Origin of the sequence: Kitasatospora sp. NPDC086009 (genome assembly GCF_044540385.1) — a bacterium.
In the GTDB taxonomy this organism is placed as follows: domain Bacteria; phylum Actinomycetota; class Actinomycetes; order Streptomycetales; family Streptomycetaceae; genus Kitasatospora.
The window spans coordinates 77758-91322 of sequence record NZ_JBITSA010000003.1; the positions used below are offsets into that span (position 1 = coordinate 77758).

A 13565-nucleotide genomic window follows, 5' to 3' on the forward strand; every position below is an offset into this window, starting at 1 on the left:
CCGCTACCGCGCGTCCTCCCGGGGGATGGGCAGCGAGGCCCAGACCACTTTGCCGCCCTCCCCCGTCCGCTCCACGTCGCAGACCCCGCCCGCCTGCAGGGTGACGCTCTTCACCAGCAGCAGCCCCCGCCCGCCGGTCCGCCCGGCGTCGCTCTCCAGGGCCTTCGGCCGGTACGGGTCGCCGTCCTCGACCGACACCCGGACCCAGCCCGCTCCGACCACGAGTTCGGTGGTCACCTCCGGCGACAGCTCGGCGGCGTGCGTCACGGCGTTGCCCACCAGCTCCGAGACGATCAGCAGCAGGTCGTCCACCAGCTCCTGGTAGCGCACCCCCGCCATCCCCTGGGCCAGCAGCCGGTCCCGCACCGCGTGCCTGGTCCGCGGCACCGAGGCCTCCACCGCCGGCACCGGGAACCGCCACACCCCTTCGGCCGGCCCGCTCCCGGCGCGTCCGGATGTTGGGCATCCGGACGCCACACGTCTGGGCTCGGCCTCCGCCGCCCCGCTGATCTGCTCCACGTCCAGCCGCCCTTCGTCCGCGACCCCGGGAATCAGGCGTTCCGCTCATGGCGCCCTCGGTCCACAGAGGCTAGGAGAGCCGCCCCCGGCACGGCCGCACCGTCGACAACTTGCCCGTGTCGGACCACTCCCGCCCGTTCCCGACCGCCCGCCGGTCACAGTCCGACCGCTTCCCGCCCCTGAACCACCGCTTCGCTCAGTCCTGCGACCCCTCCCCGCCACCCCGGTGGTCCCCACCCGGGGAAACGCAGGTGAGAAGCACTCCAGAACCCTGGTAATGTTCTCTCTGTCGCCGAGGGGGCGAGCAGAAAGTCCCCGAAGCACACACCCTGTCCGGGTGGCGGAATGGCAGACGCGCTAGCTTGAGGTGCTAGTGCCCTTTATCGGGCGTGGGGGTTCAAGTCCCCCCTCGGACACCAGAACAATTCCCCGCAGGAACTCGAAAGAGTTCTTGCGGGGAATTTCTTTTTGCCCGGACGGGTCGGCGGAAGCCTGCGCCGGTGGCTTTGCGGGAATGGGGCGGCACGGGCGCCGCGAGGTACATGGGGGCAGAGGGGCACAGGGGGCACTGCGGATCAAGGCCGCCTGGGGTCCGTACGTGTCCGATCTTCGGACACGAGATGGCAACAATCGGATGATCTGAGCTTCATCTGAGGTTTTCGTCCTATTTAGCACCATAGTCTGCTGTGCGTTTGTCCGGAACCCCAGGAGACAGAGGACCGATACGTTGAGCGCGCCTGAGTCGACGACGGCTTCCCATCAGCACTACCGCCGCTCGCTCGGCACCATCAGCCTCACCGCCGTGGGCCTCGGCTCGATCATCGGCTCCGGCTGGCTCTTCGGTGCCGAGCGGGCCGCCCGGCTCGCCGGACCGGCCTCAATCGTCGCCTGGGTGATCGGCGCCGCGGTCGCGCTCACCATCGCGCTGACCTACAGCGAGCTCGGGTCGATGTTCCCCAAGGCCGGCGGGATGGTGCGGTACGGGCAGTACTCGCACGGCTCGCTCGCCGGGTACCTGGCGGCCTGGGCCAACTGGATCGCCATCGTCTCGGTGATCCCCGGCGAGGCCACCGCCTCGGTGCAGTACATGAGCTCCTGGCACTTCGGGTGGGCGAAGGGCCTGTTCGACGGCGAGGAGCTCTCGGTCAGCGGGGTCGCCGTGGCGAGCGTGCTGCTGGTCGGCTACTTCGCGCTGAACTGGTTCGCGATCACGCTGTTCGCCAAGACCAACACCGCGATCACCGTGTTCAAGGTGGTCGTGCCGACGCTGACCGCGGGCGCCCTGCTGCTGGCGCACTTCGACACCGCCCACTTCACGGACCACGGCGGCTTCGCGCCGAACGGCTGGAGCGCGGTGTTCACGGCGGTCGCCGTCTCCGGCATCGTCTGGGCCTTCAACGGGTTCCAGTCCCCGCTGAACCTGGCCGGGGAGGCCCGCGACCCCGGCAAGTCGCTGCCCAAGGCCGTGATCGGCTCGATCCTGATCGCCCTGGTGATCTACGTCGCGCTGCAGGTGGCCTTCCTCGGCGCCGTCCCGACGGCGGACCTCAGCAACGGCTGGAGCGGGCTCGGCTACACCTCGCCGCTGGCCGACCTGTCGATCGCCTGGGGCCTCAATTGGCTCGCGCTGCTGCTGTACGCGGACGCCTTCGTCTCCCCCAGCGGCACCGGCATGATCTACGCCGCCACCACCTCGCGCATGATCCACGGCGTGCAGGAGAACGGCCACCTGCCCAGGATCTTCGGCCGGGTCGACCCCAGGACCGGCATCCCGCGCCCGGCCCTGCTGCTCAACCTGCTGATCGCCTTCCTCTTCCTGGCGGTCTTCCGCGGCTGGGGCTCGCTCGCCGAGATCGTCTCGGTCGCCACCGTGATCTCGTACGTCACCGGCCCGGTCGCGGTGATGGCGCTGCGCCGCCTCGCCCCCGAGCTGCCGCGACCGGTCCGGCTGCGCGCGATGCCGGTGATCGCCCCGGTGGCGATGGTCTTCGGCTCGCTGGTGCTCTACTGGGCCCGCTGGCCGCTGACCGGCAAGGTCATCCTGCTGATGGCCGCCGGCCTGCCGATCTGGGCCTGGTACGAGCTGCGCAAGCCGTGGGCCGAGCTCAAGCCGCACCTCAAGGCCGGCGCCTGGATGATCGCCTACCTGTTCGTGATGGCCGCCGTCTCCTGGGCCGGCAGCGCCGACTTCGGCGGCCGGGGCTACCTCCCCGAGGGCTGGGACCTGCTGATCGTCGCCCTGATCGGGCTCGCCTTCTACCGCTGGGGCGTGGCCAGCGCCTGGGCCAACCCCTCGCTGGCCGCCGTCAAGCGGGAACTGGCCGAGACGGCCGCAGCCGATGCCGCCGGCCCCGCGGCCACCCTGCCCCGCCAGACCGGCGAGGCCTCCCGGGTCTGACCGACCCGCCGCACCACGCCGAAGGGGCGTGCCGACCCGCCGGCACGCCCCTTCGGCGTGGTGCGGACGCGTGCGCCGGGGTGGTCAGCCGCGGCGGGCGCGGCGGATGGCGGCGGTGAGGACCGGGGGGAGGAGGTCGCCCGCGACGCGTTTGGCGACGTTGGCGGGGCGGCGGCGTTCGGCGGCGCGGGCGCGGCGGACGGCGAGGTCGACGTCGGCCTCCTGCTGGGCGCGCAGGGCCTCCGCCTCCGCCCGTTCCGCCTCCCGGCGGGCGGCCTCGGCGGCCAGCCGGTCGTGGTGGCGCGAGGGGCGGAACGGGGCGATGCCGTGGGAGCTGCCGCCGACCCGGACCACCCGCTGGCCGTTCAGGTGCTCGACGGCGAGCTGGACGCCCTCGGCCAGCCCGGTCCGGTCCAGCAGGGCGCGCCGGGCGGGCTCCGGATCGCCCCAGGTGCCGTAGAACTTGCTCTCGCTCAGCACGATCGGGGTGAGGCCCCCGTTGAAGACCGCCTCCCAGGTGGCGGCGGCGACGCCCGGGGTGTGCGCGGAGCGGTAGTCGTCCAGGACCACCACGCCCTCCGGCTGGAGCGCCGCCCGGGCCACCCGGAGGTCGTCCACCACGTGCTCGTAGAGGTGCGAGGCGTCGATGTGGACGAAGCGGAACGCGCCGGCCGGGAGGCGGCCGTCGGCCAGTGCCGAGGTGGGCGCCTGGATGATCTCGGGCAGTGCGTCGTGGAAGGACAGGTAGTTGGACTCGAACGCCTTCCGGGTGAGCGACTTCCGGTAGGACATGGACATCTCGGCGGCGTTCTCGTCGTCCGGGGCGTCCGAGTCGAAGAGGTCGCAGACCGTGAAGGTCTCGGTGGGCTGCCGGTGGTCGCCGATCACGATCGCGCTGCGCCCCAGGTAGGCGCCCATCTCCAGCAGGTCCCCGGTGACGCCCGCCTTCTCCTGGCGGTCGAGGAACCACTCGAAGAGGTGGCGGTCGTGGTCCCAGAACCAGCCGGGGACGTCATCGAGCCGGCCCGGCTCGGTGGGCCGGTACTGCTCGGCGCTCAGCGCGGCGTCGGTCACGAAGTTGCTCCTCACACGGTGCGGACGACCACTGGGAACGACCTCCGGCGCGGACCCGCCCGCCGCACGGGTGCGCGGGCCGGTGACGGACGTCACCGCCCGGCCTTCCGGAGCAGCCTGCGGACCGGCGTGGGCGGACGCCGTTCGAACCCGCTGCCCACGGTAGTGACGCACACCGGAGTGCGCCGCAATCTACCGTCCGTTGTCCGGAGTTGAGGAGATGTCGCACGGACGTTTTCGTCCGGTGCGCGTTTGTGAGCACTCGGCGGGACGGCGGCCCGGGAGGACCGGTTCGTCCATACTGCCGCTCGCGTGCCCGTTTTGTCACCATCCCCGGGGCGGTAGGGGCCGGAGGGCTAGGAGGCCGGGCAGTAGGGGGGCCGGCTCTTGCGCCGGGCTGCCCGGGCGGCCTTGACTGGCCCTTTGGCCAGCGACCCCCAGCGACCCCCAGCGACCCCCGAGCGACCTCCGGCGGCCCCCAGCGGCGGCCCCGCGCGGCTCCTCGGGCGGACGATCCGATGAGAGGACCACCCGGTGCAGCAGGACGCGGAGCAGGGCACCCAGTACGGCGACCAGTACATCGACGGCGAATGGCGGCCCTCGCTGGACGCCGGGTCGATCACGGTACTGAACCCGGCGACCGAACAGGTGCTCGCCACCGTCCCCGCCGGCGGCACGGCCGACGTCGCCGCTGCCGTGGCCGCCGCCCGCCGGGCGGCCCGGAGTTGGGCCGCCACCTCCCGCGAGGAGCGGCTGGCGCTGCTCACCCGGCTGCGGGACGGCCTGGCCGGGTGCCAGGAGGAGATAGCCGACACGGTGGTCGCCGAGCTGGGCGCGCCGGTCGGCTTCGCGACCGCCGTGCACGCCGGCCTGCCGCTGGCCGTGGCCGGTTCCTACCTCGCGCTGCTCGCCGAGTACCCCTTCGAGGAGCGGATCGGGAACTCGGTGGTGCTCGCCGAGCCGGCCGGGGTGGTCGCGGCGATCACGCCGTGGAACTACCCGCTGCACCAGATCGTGGCCAAGGTCGTGCCGGCCCTGGCGGCCGGCTGCCCGGTGGTGCTCAAGCCCGCCGAGGACGCCCCGCTGGTCGCCCGGCTGTTCGCGCGGCTGGTCCACGAAGCGGGCTTCCCCGCCGGGGTGTTCAACCTGGTCACCGGCACCGGCGCGGTGGCGGGCGCGGCCCTGGTCGGGCACCCGGAGGTGGACGTGGTCTCGTTCACCGGCTCCACCGCCGTGGGCCGGACCGTCGCCGAGACCGCCGGTCGGGGCATCAAGCGGGTCGCGCTGGAGCTGGGCGGGAAGTCGGCCAACGTGGTGCTGCCCGGCGCCGACCTGGCCCGGGCGGTCAACGTCAACGTCGCCAACGTGTTCGCCAACTCCGGTCAGACGTGCAGCGCCTGGACCAGGCTGCTGGTGCACCAGGACCAGTACGAGGAGGCGGTCGGACTCGCCGCGAAGGCCGCCGCCAAGTACCTCCCGGGCGATCCGGCCGATCCGCGGACCCGGATCGGCCCGGTGGTCAGCGCCCGGCAGCGGGAGCGGGTGCGCGGCTACATCACCGGCGCGCTCGCCGAGGGCGCCCGGCTGGTCGTCGGCGGGGCGGACGCCCCGGCCGGTCTGGACACCGGCTTCTACGTCCGGCCGACCGTCCTCGCCGACGTCACCAATGACATGACGGTCGCCCAGGAGGAGGTCTTCGGCCCGGTGCTGGCCGTCCTCGCCTACCGCGACGAGGACCACGCCGCCGAACTCGCCAACGGCACCCAGTACGGCCTGGCCGGCGGCGTCTGGGCGGCGGACACCGACACCGCCGCCGCCTTCGCCCGCCGCCTCGACACCGGCCAGGTCGACCTCAACGGCGGCCGCTTCAACCCGCTCGCCCCGTTCGGCGGCTACAAGAACTCGGGCCTCGGCCGCGAGCTGGGCCGCCCCGGCCTGGAGGAGTTCCTGCAGCTCAAGTCGCTGCAGTACTGAGCACGCCGGCACGCGGCCCGGTCCCCGCGGGGACCGGGCCGCGCGGGTCTCAGACCAGGTCGACGCCCGGGTAGAGGGGGAAGCCCGCCAGCAGGTCGGCGGCGCGCTTGGCGACGCCCTCGCGGACCGCGTCGTCCAGGGTGTACTGGGCCTTGGACGGCGCGCCGGCGGAGGTCGCGACGGGAGTGGTGGCGCGCAGGACGGTGTCGATCAGGGCGGCGATCTCGTCCATCTCGGCGGTGCCCAGGCCCCGGGTGGTCAGCGCGGGGGTGCCGAGCCGGACGCCGGAGGTGTACCAGGCGCCGTTGCGGTCCTGCGGGACGGAGTTGCGGTTGGTGACGATGCCGGAGTCCAGCAGCGCCGCCTCGGCCTGCCGGCCGGTCAGGCCGTAGCCGGAGACGTCGGCGAGCACCAGGTGGTTGTCCGTGCCGCCGGTGACCAGCGTGCCGCCCCGGCGCAGCAGGCCCTCGGCGAGGGCCCGCGCGTTGTCGACGACGCCGCGGGCGTACGTGCGGAACTCCGGGCGGAGGGCCTCGGCGAAGGCGACCGCCTTGGCGGCCATCACGTGCGAGAGCGGGCCGCCGAGGACCAGCGGGCAGCCGCGGTCGACGTGCTCGGCCAGCTCGGCGGTGCAGAGCACCATGCCGCCGCGCGGACCGCGCAGCGACTTGTGGGTGGTGGTGGTGACAATGTGGGCGTGCGGGACGGGATCGTGGTCGCCGGTGAGCACCTTGCCCGCGACCAGGCCGGCGAAGTGCGCCATGTCGACCATCAGGGTCGCGCCGACCTCGTCGGCGATCTCGCGCATGACGCGGAAGTTCACCAGTCGCGGGTAGGCGGAGTAGCCGGCCACCAGGATCAGCGGGCGGAACTCGCGGGCGGTGGCCCGCAGCGCGTCGTAGTCGATCAGGCCGGTGACCGGGTCGGTGCCGTAGCTGCGCTGCTCGAACATCTTGCCGGAGATGTTCGGCCGGAAGCCGTGCGTGAGGTGGCCGCCGGTGTCCAGGGACATGCCGAGCATCCGCTGGTTGCCCAGCTCGTGGCGCAGCTCGGCCCAGTCCTGCTCGGTGAGGTCGTTGACGTTGCGGACCTCGGCGCGCTCCAGGGCGGGGCTCTCGACGCGCTGGGAGAGGACGGCCCAGAAGGCGGTCAGGTTGGCGTCGATGCCGGAGTGCGGCTGGACGTAGGCGTGGTCCGCGCCGAAGAGCGCGCGGGCGTGCTCGGCGGCGATCGTCTCGACCGTGTCGACGTTGCGGCAGCCGGCGTAGAAGCGGCGGCCGGCGGTGCCCTCGGCGTACTTGTCGCTGAGCCAGTTGCCCATGGCGAGCAGGACGGCCGGGGAGGCGTAGTTCTCGCTGGCGATCAGCTTGAGCGAGGCGCGCTGGTCGTCGATCTCCCGGCCGATGGCGGCGGCGATCCTCGGCTCCACCTCGCGGACGACGTCGAGGGCACTGCGGAAGGCGGTGTTGGCGGTGGCACTCGCGGCGGTGTGCGGTGCGGCGGTGTGCGGTGCGGCGGCGTCGGGCGCGGCAGGGCTGACGGGGGTGGCCAAGGCGGTCTCCTCGTGACGGGTGGACGAGTACGGACGGCCCAGGCGCTCGGCAACTTGGCGTGCGGGTGCACGGAGCCGCTTCCCGATGGTCGGTTCCATCCGTGCGCGCCAGTCGCGGCTCACCCGGATCGTACCAATGCCCCGGCCGCTGTGGCGGAGATCTCAGAATGCGGGACGAGCCGCCTCCTTTGCCCCGGTATGACCGTTCTTCTGCAACGGCAGTATTGCGGCGGAATGAAGCCGTCACAATTCCCGAAACATTGCACCCGAACTCCGCCGGGAATGATTTGCGGAAATCCGGCGGCGTCCGATCTGATGGCGTTCGGCAGGCCGCCGGGAAACCCCCGCAGGCCGGCCGTCACATGCACACCAGCGCACCCTCACCCACGGGGCGGCGGAGAATTCGGGGAGTACGCCTCTCATGGCAGTGGTCGAGACAGTCGCAGAGCCGTCCGCCGGGACGGCGCCCGCCGCCGCGCGGGCCCCGCAGGGCCTGCTGCGCCGGATCCGCCGCGATCGGGTCGCGGCCACCGCGCTCGCGGTCGTCGTGGTCTTCCTGCTGCTCGCGCTCGCCGCCCCGCTGATCGCCGCCCTCTACGGCAGGAACCCGGTCGAGCACTACGGCCAGAACACTCCCGGCCTGCTCAGCGACGGCGGACTGCCGATGGCGCCGAACGGCGGCATCTCGGCCGACTTCTGGTTCGGCCTGGAGCCCGGGCTCGGCCGCGACGTCCTCACCCAGCTGCTCTACGGCATCCGCACCTCACTGCTGATCGCCTTCGCCTCGGCCGCCGTCACCACCACGCTCGGGGTGCTGGCCGGCGTCGCGGTGGGCTACCTCGGCGGGATCACGGACCGGCTCTTCGGTTTCCTCTCCAACGTGCTGCTGGCCTTTCCGACCCTGCTCCTGCTGCTCGCGCTCAGCCCCGTCATCCAGTCCCGGCTGGTCGACCCGGACACCGCCGAACCCGAGTGGATGCAGTTCCTGGTGCTGATCCTGGTCTTCTCCGCGTTCGGCTGGATTCCGCTCGCGCTTTCCCTCCGGGCCGCCGTCCGGTCACTTCGGGAAAGGGATTTCGTGCAGTCCGCCCGGGCGCTCGGCGCGGGCGGATTCCATATCGTGTTCCGCGAACTCCTGCCGAATGTCCGGGCGCAGCTCCTGGTGCACGCCACGATGGCGGTGCCGACGTTCGTCGCCTCCGAGGCGGTGCTGTCCTTCCTCGGCGTGGGCATCAACGAGCCCGTCCCGGACTGGGGCCGGATGATCGCGCGGGGCTCCGAGGTCTTCCAGGCCGACCCCACCTACATGTTCTTCCCCGGCGTGGCACTGCTGCTCTTCGTGCTCGCCTTCAACCTGCTCGGCGACGCCGTCCGGGACGCGCTCGACCCGCGCGCCGCGCGCTGAGCGCCGCCTTCTCCTCCTCCTCCCTCCCCCTCCCTTTTCACCCGACCGCCCCGTCTCCGGGGCAAGGAGAGTTCCGCCATGCGCTGGATCAAACCGTCCCTCGCCGTCGTCGCCACCGCGGTGCTGGCGACCTCCTGCTCGGCCGGCGCGGGCTCCACCCCGGGTACCGGGGCCGGGGCCACCGCCCGGGAGTCCTCGCCGCTGACCGCCGCGCTCGGCACCGAGAAGGAGAGCGCCGGCCCGGCCCCCGCCGTCCCCGGCGCCCGCCCTGGCGGCACCGTGAACGTCTACAACACCACCGACTTCCGCCACCTCGACCCGCAGAAGGTCTACGCCGGCGCCGCGTACAACACCTCGCTGCTCTGGGGGCGCCAGCTGACCCAGTACCAGGTGGTGGACGGCAAGGCCAGGCTGGTCGGCGACCTCGCCACCGACACCGGGACCCCGGCCGACGGCGGCCGCACCTGGACGTACCGGCTGAAGGAGGGCGTGGCCTGGGAGGACGGGCAGCCGATCACCTCCCAGCAGGTCAAGTACGGCATCGAGCGCTCCTTCGGCAAGGGCTACGAGGTCGGCCCGCCGTACTGGCCGCAGTGGCTCACCGGCGAGGCCAGCTACGACGACGCGCGCAAGAAGTACGCCGGCCCGCAGGACGGCGACCTCGCCGCGATCGAGACCCCGGACGACCGCACCCTCGTCCTGCACTTCCCGCAGCCGCAGGCCGACGTGCCGTACATGGCCGCGCAGTCCTCCTCCTCGCCGGTGCGCAGGGACAAGGACACCGGCACGGACTACGACCGGCTGCCGTTCGCCAGCGGCCCGTACCGGATCGCCGAGCACGTCCAGAACACCCGGCTGGTGCTGGAGCGCAATCCGCACTGGAAGGCGGAGACCGACCCGATCCGCTCGCAGTACCCGGAGAGGTTCGTCTTCACCTTCGGCAAGGAGGCGCTCAACATCAACCAGGAGATCCTCTCCGGCCGGGACGGCGGCGCCGACGCCACCACGGTGGCGACCCAGCTCTCCCCCGAGCTCTACCAGAACGTGGACACCGACCCGAAGGCCAAGGAGCTGGTGGTCTCCGGCCGCCAGGGCGCCTTCGTCACCCAGCTCGTGATCAACAACGAGCGGGTGCCGGACGTCGAGGTCCGCAAGGCCCTGCACCTGGCCTACCCGCGCCAGCAGGCGCGCCAGGTCCAGGGCGGCTCCCGGGTCGGCGAGCTGGCCACCACGCTCAGCTCCCCCGCCCTGGTCGACTGGCAGAAGTACGACCTGTACCCGGCCAAGCCGGAGGGCGACCCGGAGGCCGCCAAGCAGGCACTCGCCCGGGCCAAGCAGCCGCCGGCCGCGCTGACCTACGCCTACGCCTCCACCCCGAACGGGCAGCGGGTCGCCCAGGTGCTGGTGGAGGGCTTCGCCAAGGCCGGCATCACCATCGTGCCGAAGCCGGTCGACCCCAAGGCGCTGCTGGACGAGGCGCACCGCGCCGACTCACCGTACGACCTGTTCGAGGAGACCAGCTCGGTCGACTGGCCGACCCCCTCCACGCTGGTCCCGTTCTCCTTCGACGGCCGGGCCAACGGCGACCTCAACTCCGCCCGCTACCGCAACGCCGAGGTGGACAAGGAGATCGACCGGATCAACCAGATCGGCGAGCCGCGCGCCAAGGCCAAGGAGCTGTACGCGCTGGAGCAGACGGTGATGAAGGACGTACCGGTGCTGCCCTTCGCCTACCCGGCCGTGAACCAGCTGCGCGGCAGCAACGTCGGCGGGGCGTTCGTCCACCCGATCTACGGCTCGGTCGGGCTGGCCTGGCTCTACCTCAAGTCCTGACCCGCCCGGCCCCGGGGCCGTCCCGGGGGCCCGGCCCGTGCCACGGGCCGGGCCCCCGGCCCAGACCGCCCCCGCCGTGCCCCTCGACCCCGTCCCCCCTCGACCCCGGACCGGCCATGCTCTCCTTCGCCCTGCGGCGGACCCTCCAGGCCCTCGCCGTCCTGGTCGCGGTCTCCGCCGCCGCCTTCGCCCTCTTCTACGCCGCCCCCGCCGACCCGGCCCGCGCGGCCTGCGGCCCGCGCTGCGACTCCGGCCAGGTCGCGGCCGTCCGCCAGAGCATGGGCCTGGACCAGCCGCTGCTCACCCAGTACACCGACTACCTCGCCGGAGTCGTGGCCGGACGGGACATCGCGGACGTCGACGGCTCGGTCATCCACTGCGACGCACCCTGCCTCGGTTACTCCTACCGGCTCCACCAGCCCGTCACCGAGGCCCTGGTCGACCACCTGCCGGTGACCTTCTCGCTCACCGCCGGCGCGCTCGCCGTCCTGGTGCTGTTCGGGCTCGGCACCGGCTTCGTCTCCGCCCTGCGCCACGGGACCAGGACGGACCGGCTGCTCTCCGGCTTCACCCTGGTCGGCGCCAGCGTGCAGATCTACTTCCTCGGGTACGTCGCCCAGTGGGCGCTGGTCTACTCGACCGGCCTGCTGCCGCTGCCCTCCTACACCCCGCCGGCCGAGGACCCGGCCGCCTGGGCGGGCGGCATGCTGCTGCCCTGGCTCGTCCTCGGCTTCGTCAACTCGGCCGTCTTCGCCCGGCTCTCGCGCTCCCAGCTGCTGGAGACGATGAACGAGGAGTACGTCCGCACCGCGCGCGGCAAGGGCCTCGGCCGGGTGCGCACCCACCTCAAGTACACCTCGCGCGGCGCCGCCGGTCCGCTGGTGCAGCTGCTCGGGCTGGAGGCCGGCGCGCTGCTCGGCGGCGCGGTGATCACCGAGACGGTGTTCGGGCTGAACGGCGTGGGCACCTTCGCCGCCGAGGCCGTCTCCGGGCAGGACCTGCCGGCCGTGGTCGGCGCCGTCCTGCTCGCCGCCTGCTTCGTGGTGCTGTTCGTCGCCCTGGCCGACCTCGCGGTGGCCTGGCTCGATCCCCGCATCCGTCTCAGCTGACCCCTCTGGAGTACCGATGACCCCCTCCACCGAAGCGGTGCTGAGCGTCCGCGACCTCTCCGTCGCCTTCGCCGACCCGCGCGGCGGCGCTCCCGTGCACGCCGTCCGCGGCCTCTCCTTCGACCTCGCCCGGGGTGAAGTCCTCGGCCTGGTCGGCGAGTCCGGCTCCGGCAAGTCCGCGACCGGCCTGGCCGTGCTCGGCCTGCACGACCCGCGCACCACCACCGTCACCGGCTCGATCCGGCTCGCCGGCCGGGAGCTGGTCGGCGCCGGTGAGTCCGTGCTGCGCGAGGTGCGCGGCGGCCGGGTCGCCCTGGTCTTCCAGGACGCGCTCACCTCGCTCAGTCCGTTCCACGGCGTGGGTGCGCAGCTGGCCGAGATGTACCGGCTGCACCACCCGGGCGCCGGGCGTGCCGAGACCCGGCGGCGGGCCGTCGCCATGCTGGACCGGGTCGGCATCCCGGCCGCCCGGGCCGGCGACCACCCGCACCGGTTCTCGGGCGGCATGCGCCAGCGGGTGATGATCGCCATGGCACTGATGAACGACCCCGACGTGCTGATCGCCGACGAGCCGACCACCGCGCTGGACGCCCGCGTCCAGCGGCAGGTCCTCGACCTGCTGGGCGAGTTGCAGCGCGAGCACGGCACCGCGGTGCTGCTGGTCAGCCACGACCTCGGCGTGGTGGCCGGGACGACCGACCGCACACTGGTGCTGCGCGACGGCCGGCAGGTCGAGTCCGCGCCGACCGCCGAGCTGCTGGCGGCGCCGCGACAGCCCTACACCCGGGCCCTGGTGGGCGCGGCGCTGACCGCGGACACCGTGCCGGGCACACCGCTGGCCACCGTCGACGAACCGTCGCCGTCCTTCACCTTCGCGCCACGGGCGGGCGCCGCCCCCGACCGCCCGCTGGTGGAGGTCGAGGAGCTCGCCGTGCACTTCCCCGGGCGGCGGCGCCCCACCGGCCGGCGCGGCGAACCCGTCCGCGCGGTGGAGGGCGTGAGCCTGCGGATCGCGCCCGGTGAGACGCTCGGGCTGGTCGGCGAATCCGGCTCCGGAAAGTCCACCACCTCACGCGTGCTGGCCGGCCTGCAGCCGGTGACCGCCGGCCGGGTGCGCTACGACGGGATCGACGTCACCGCCCCCGACCGGGCGCTGCGGCGCCGGCTCGCCCGCGAGATCCAGCTGGTCTTCCAGGATCCGTACGCCTCGCTCAACCCGCGCCGCACCGTCGCCCAGACCCTGGACACGCCGCTGCGCCTGCACACCGCCCTCGGCCCCGCCGAACGGCGCGAGCGGTCCGCCGAGTTGCTGGAGCAGGTCGGGCTGGCGGCCGGCCACCTGGACCGCTATCCGCACGAGTTCTCCGGCGGCCAGCGCCAGCGGATCGGCATCGCCCGGGCACTCGCCCCCGAACCGCGCCTGATCATCGCCGACGAACCGGTCTCCGCGCTGGACGTCTCGGTCCGCGCCCAGGTGCTCAACCTGCTGATGGAGCTGCGCGAACGCCTGGGCGTCGCCTTCCTCTTCGTCTCGCACGACCTCGCCGTGGTGCGGCACTTCTGCGACCGTGTCGCGGTGATGCACGGCGGCCGGCTGGTGGAGTCGGCCGACCGCGACCGGCTGTTCGCCGCCCCGCACACCGACTACACCCGGGAGCTGCTCGCCGCCGCGCACTGAGGGTGTGTCGGCGGCCGCCTGGC

9 protein-coding genes, 1 tRNA gene and 1 riboswitch are annotated in these 13565 nt (G+C 73.1%); of the genes, 7 read left to right on the forward strand and 3 right to left on the reverse strand.

Annotation, left to right across the window (positions count from 1 at the left end):
- Positions 1 to 3: 3 nt before the first annotated feature.
- Positions 4 to 477: an ATP-binding protein gene (locus ACIF6L_RS09550; protein ID WP_396488550.1), complete on the reverse strand. Its 474-nt coding sequence runs from the start codon at positions 475 to 477 to the stop codon at positions 4 to 6.
- 373 nt (positions 478 to 850) lie between these two features.
- Here ACIF6L_RS09550 and ACIF6L_RS09555 point away from each other — a divergent pair.
- Together ACIF6L_RS09555 and ACIF6L_RS09560 are read left to right on the forward strand one after the other, a co-directional pair.
- A tRNA-Leu gene (locus tag ACIF6L_RS09555) sits at positions 851 to 938 on the forward strand.
- A gap of 308 nt (positions 939 to 1246) precedes the next feature.
- Complete coding sequence (locus ACIF6L_RS09560) at positions 1247 to 2917, forward strand: APC family permease (protein WP_396488265.1); 1671 nt, start codon at positions 1247 to 1249, stop codon at positions 2915 to 2917.
- A gap of 84 nt (positions 2918 to 3001) precedes the next feature.
- Here ACIF6L_RS09560 and ACIF6L_RS09565 read toward each other — a convergent pair whose 3' ends face one another.
- Positions 3002 to 3991, reverse strand: coding sequence for a class I SAM-dependent methyltransferase (locus tag ACIF6L_RS09565; protein ID WP_329490715.1), 990 nt, complete (start codon positions 3989 to 3991; stop codon positions 3002 to 3004).
- Positions 3992 to 4525: 534 nt separating this feature from the next.
- Here ACIF6L_RS09565 and ACIF6L_RS09570 point away from each other — a divergent pair.
- A complete protein-coding gene (locus ACIF6L_RS09570; protein ID WP_352292460.1) occupies positions 4526 to 5965 on the forward strand; it encodes an aldehyde dehydrogenase family protein in 1440 nt (479 codons plus the stop codon).
- Between the two features lie 49 nt (positions 5966 to 6014).
- Here ACIF6L_RS09570 and ACIF6L_RS09575 read toward each other — a convergent pair whose 3' ends face one another.
- The gene (locus ACIF6L_RS09575; protein WP_396488267.1) at positions 6015 to 7517 is read right to left on the reverse strand and encodes a glycine hydroxymethyltransferase; all 1503 of its coding nucleotides are present in this window, start codon (positions 7515 to 7517) and stop codon (positions 6015 to 6017) included.
- A 29-nt stretch (positions 7518 to 7546) separates the two neighbouring features.
- Positions 7547 to 7643, reverse strand: a riboswitch (ZMP/ZTP riboswitch).
- A 295-nt stretch (positions 7644 to 7938) separates the two neighbouring features.
- Here ACIF6L_RS09575 and ACIF6L_RS09580 point away from each other — a divergent pair.
- The 4 genes from ACIF6L_RS09580 (at position 7939) to ACIF6L_RS09595 (ending at position 13542) form a co-directional block, all read left to right on the forward strand.
- Positions 7939 to 8922: an ABC transporter permease gene (locus ACIF6L_RS09580; protein WP_396488268.1), complete on the forward strand. Its 984-nt coding sequence runs from the start codon at positions 7939 to 7941 to the stop codon at positions 8920 to 8922.
- Between the two features lie 78 nt (positions 8923 to 9000).
- Entirely contained in the window at positions 9001 to 10755 is a 1755-nt protein-coding gene (locus ACIF6L_RS09585; RefSeq protein WP_396488270.1) for an ABC transporter substrate-binding protein, read from the forward strand.
- Between the two features lie 116 nt (positions 10756 to 10871).
- Entirely contained in the window at positions 10872 to 11864 is a 993-nt protein-coding gene (locus tag ACIF6L_RS09590) for an ABC transporter permease (protein WP_329490711.1), read from the forward strand.
- A gap of 16 nt (positions 11865 to 11880) precedes the next feature.
- Positions 11881 to 13542 carry an ABC transporter ATP-binding protein gene (locus ACIF6L_RS09595; protein ID WP_359836455.1) on the forward strand — a complete coding sequence of 554 codons (1662 nt, stop codon included), beginning with the start codon at positions 11881 to 11883 and terminating at the stop codon, positions 13540 to 13542.
- Positions 13543 to 13565 lie beyond the last annotated feature (23 nt).

Bases quoted from the DNA above. Each gene is read 5' to 3' on its own strand.
- ACIF6L_RS09590 (WP_329490711.1), top strand. From the start codon at position 10,872: ATGCTCTCCTTCGCCCTGCGGCGGACCCTCCAGGCCCTCGCCGTCCTG.
- ACIF6L_RS09585 (WP_396488270.1), top strand. From the start codon at position 9,001: ATGCGCTGGATCAAACCGTCCCTCGCCGTCGTCGCCACCGCGGTGCTG.
- ACIF6L_RS09580 (WP_396488268.1), top strand. From the start codon at position 7,939: ATGGCAGTGGTCGAGACAGTCGCAGAGCCGTCCGCCGGGACGGCGCCC.
- ACIF6L_RS09595 (WP_359836455.1), top strand. From the start codon at position 11,881: ATGACCCCCTCCACCGAAGCGGTGCTGAGCGTCCGCGACCTCTCCGTC.